5 protein-coding genes are annotated in these 3,669 nt (G+C 32.6%); 4 read left to right on the plus strand and 1 reads right to left on the minus strand.

Going from position 1 to position 3,669, the window contains the following annotated elements; all coding sequences use genetic code 11:
• Positions 1-114: 114 nt before the first annotated feature.
• The 3 genes from DM815_RS03120 to DM815_RS03130 are packed head-to-tail and all read left to right on the plus strand — an operon-like array spanning position 115 to position 2,083.
• Complete coding sequence (locus DM815_RS03120; RefSeq protein WP_110509451.1) at positions 115-1,188, plus strand: ribonucleotide-diphosphate reductase subunit beta; 1,074 nt, start codon at positions 115-117, stop codon at positions 1,186-1,188.
• A gap of 36 nt (positions 1,189-1,224) precedes the next feature.
• Positions 1,225-1,605, plus strand: a complete 381-nt coding sequence (locus DM815_RS03125; protein ID WP_041178650.1) for a VRR-NUC domain-containing protein — start codon at positions 1,225-1,227, stop codon at positions 1,603-1,605.
• Between the two features lie 4 nt (positions 1,606-1,609).
• Entirely contained in the window at positions 1,610-2,083 is a 474-nt protein-coding gene (locus tag DM815_RS03130; RefSeq protein WP_110509452.1) for a DUF1599 domain-containing protein, read from the plus strand.
• A gap of 4 nt (positions 2,084-2,087) precedes the next feature.
• On the opposite strand, the gene dut is transcribed toward DM815_RS03130, so the two are convergent.
• On the minus strand, positions 2,088-2,480 hold the full coding sequence (dut, locus tag DM815_RS03135) for a dUTP diphosphatase (RefSeq protein WP_110509454.1): 393 nt from the start codon (positions 2,478-2,480) through the stop codon (positions 2,088-2,090).
• 82 nt (positions 2,481-2,562) lie between these two features.
• Between dut and DM815_RS03140 the strand changes: the two genes are divergently transcribed.
• Complete coding sequence (locus DM815_RS03140) at positions 2,563-2,859, plus strand: hypothetical protein (RefSeq protein ID WP_110509455.1); 297 nt, start codon at positions 2,563-2,565, stop codon at positions 2,857-2,859.
• The last annotated feature ends 810 nt before the right edge of the window (positions 2,860-3,669 follow it).

Consider the following 3,669-nt stretch of genomic DNA (forward strand, 5'->3'; position numbering starts at 1 on the left):
GCGCGCGGGGATTAATTTTATGCTATATTTTATATTATAATATGCTATTTTTTTTTGATTTTTCAGTTTCAAATATTTTTTATTACATTTAGGGAGCTTAAAGAAAGAAGAGAAATGGGTATAACGAAAGATCGTTTAAATTTTAAGCCTTTCGAATATCAGTGGGCTTATGAGTATTGGTTTAAGCAACAAAATGCGCATTGGTTGCATACGGAGATAAACATGCAGTCGGATATTCATGATTGGAATGAAAATTTATCGGATCGAGAAAAGAATGTTATTGGAGATATCTTAAAGGGTTTTACTCAAACGGAAACAGAAGTGGGTAATTATTGGTCCGAAATGATTCCAAAGTGGTTTCCAATTCCAGAGATAAAAATGATGGGTCAAGCTTTTGGTTCTTTTGAGACGATTCATGCTGTGGCTTATTCTTATTTGAATGATATTTTAGGATTAGATAATTTTCATGCTTTTTTAGAAGATGAAGCCACCATGAAAAAGTTGAAAGTATTGATGGATATTAGAAAAAGTGATCATGGTAAGTATAATAGAAAAGAGATAGCAAAGAGTATTGCTTTGTTTTCTGCTGCAGCAGAAGGAATTCAATTGTTTTCTTCTTTTGCGGTATTATTGTCTTTTAGAAAATCTAATCGTTTGAAGGGGATAGGGCAACAAATTATTTTTTCTGTTAGGGATGAGTCTCTTCATTCGGAAGCGGGGTGTAAGATTTTTCGTACGTTTTGTGAAGAAAATGATGGATTAAAAAATTCGGTGGAAGATTCTATTTATTATGGAATGGATTTAGCCTTAAAAAATGAATTTATTTTTATTGATCAAATTTTTGATAATGGGGATATTCCAACTATTAAAAGAGAAGAATTGAAAAATTTTATGAAAGATAGAGCAAATCTTAAATTGAAAGAATTAGGACTATCGGATGCCTATTGTATAGATAAAAATATGTTAGATAACATGAGTTGGTTTTATATAACGATATCTGGAGAACAGCAAACTGATTTTTTTGATAATCGTGAAACAGGATATAGTAAGCCTAATGAAGATTGGAATGAAGATCTTTTTGTTTTGGATGAGAAAAAAACTTCTACAGAAAAAAAAATATTAGAAATTCTTTTAAAGAATAAGAAAGAAAATTTAGGAAATTCTGGATGTGGATCCTGTGAGTCTTAGATTATGGGGGTTAGGGATAATTTTTATTGAAATAAATTGAAAAGAAAAATTACACCTTGGTACAATACTTTAGGAAAAGAACAACTATTGCATAGTTCTGTTTGTGATTATTTAGATTATGAATATCCGCATATTTTTTATTTTCATCCTCATAATGAAGCAAGAAGAACTCCTTATGAGAGGTTTCTTATAAAAGTGATGAGATTAAGACCAGGTCTTCCTGATATATTGGTTCCTATTCCAAAAAAAGGAAGGACGGGGATGGCTTTGGAATTCAAAATAAAACCAAATAAATTAACGGAAAATCAGATTCATATAATAGATATATTCAATTCGTACAATTGGAAGGTGAATGTTTGTTATGATTTTGACGAAGCAAAGATTTATATAGATCAGTATTTAAAAAAAACAGATTAGTATAATGAGAAACCATAAAACTTCCATGCAATATGATGTCATATTTAATGAATGTAGAACTCATTTTTTGAAAAAAAAGTTCTTTATTCCTAAAAAGTTCTGTAATTATATTTTGATGAAAATATATCAGAATAATTGGATTGAAATTGTTAATTATTCTGTTTTAGCAGGAATAATGATTCAACAAAAAAAAATAGACTCTCTGCTTTCTGCTACAATAATAGATGTATATGATAAATATATAAAAAAGGCTAAATCTCTTATGGAAAAAAAAAATTCGGATTATGAAGAAGCTTGGAAATATATGAGCATTTCTTCTATAAAAGATTTAATCATGCAAAAAATTTTTCGGATTCAAGGAATGGAAAAACGTTTATCTGAATCTGAAGTAGAAAATTATGCTTATAAAGTTCAAGATAATTATATAGATATATTGAATTATGCTATTTTTGCTTTGATAAAAATGAAAAATCCATAAAAATTTATTTCTTTTTTATTTCATTCCATTTTACTTTTTCGTATGGATAAACTATTATTTGCGCTATTCTATCGCCGTCTTTTACAGTAAAAGAATGACGAGATAAGTTGATGAGTAATATTTTTATTTCTCCTCTATAATCTGAATCGATAGTCCCTGGATTGTTGAGAACAGTTAGACCATGACGTAAGGCTAATCCGCTTCTAGGTCGTATTTGAGCTTCATATCCTGTAGGGATTTCTATGAAAATACCTGTTTTTATGATTTTTCTTTCCATAGATGGAATAATAATCTCTTTTTCCAGATATGCTTGTAAGTCTATCCCTGCTGCTCCTTCTGTAGCATAATCTGGAAAAATATGATGGGATAAATTACGTATTTTTATTATGACACTCATCTTTATCGTATTTAATTATAATCTTTTATGTATGAAGAATATTTCCAAAAAAAACTTATATTCCAAAAAAAATTGATATGAAATGAAAAAACTATTTTTTTTTATCTTATCTATGATGGTTTTTACATCATGTAATGATGATAATTTAACTGGAGGCCATCAACCAGAACCAGAAAAAACTAATCCTCCAGGAATGGCCATTTCCTCACCACCTCCTTCTACTAATACTTCATCCTCTGTTATTCTTTCTGATTCTGAAAAGGAAGAAAAGGAAAAATATCGTATAGAGATTGAAGAATTAATGAATGGAAATTCTAGATTAAAAAAAATTATTGAAGAATTGGAAAGATCAGAAAGATCAGAATTAGAAAGAGAATAAAGAGCCAATTTTAGAAGATAGTGGTCGTAAAAAGGACCACTATTATTATCGATGAACATCGATTCATTTATTTTCTTGTCTTCTCCCTTTTCTACCCTTTTCTACCCTTTTCCATCCTTTTCTACCCTTTTCCATCCTTTTCTACCCTTTTCCATCCTTTTCCATCCTTTTCCATCCTTTTCTACCCTTTTCCATCCTTTTCTACCCTACATTGGTTCTGGGGGCTCCTACTAGGACTACTATACTAGATGGAAAGTGGAATATTTTTTTTTCTTTTATTGAATCAAGGCTTCCTTTAAAAAAGGCCCCTTATAGTCCAAAATAATATCTTTTTTGGGTAGTTTGATGAAAAGAGGTAGGTCTCTATGCCCAATAAGAATTCCTATCCTAAAAATTGTTTTATAGGCTTTATATTTCTACTTTGATAGATTTTCATTGCCTATAAATCTCGATCTCCTTCCCCACGTACCCCCGCCCGCACACACGTCCTACGCGCGCCCGCCCACACGTGTATACGCGCGCCCGCCCACACGTATACGCGCGCCCGCCCACACGCACTCGCCCACGATCGTGGGCGAGTGCGTGAAGGGGAATTATCCCGTACGCGTACTCGCACGCTCCCGCGCGTACTCGCACGCGCCCGCGCGTACTCGCACGCGCCCTAGCGTACGCGCACGCGCCCTCGGGCGCTCAACTACCCGGGGATCCTTCGTTCCATTGGGTTTACATGGAAAAAAACTTCTTTCTTCCTCGAAGAGGGGGGGATTTCTTTTGGGACTTTTTCAAAAAAAAGGCATATATATATATTAT

Origin of the sequence: Blattabacterium sp. (Cryptocercus kyebangensis) (assembly GCF_003226855.1) — a bacterium.
In the GTDB taxonomy this organism is placed as follows: Bacteria; Bacteroidota; Bacteroidia; order Flavobacteriales; family Blattabacteriaceae; genus Blattabacterium.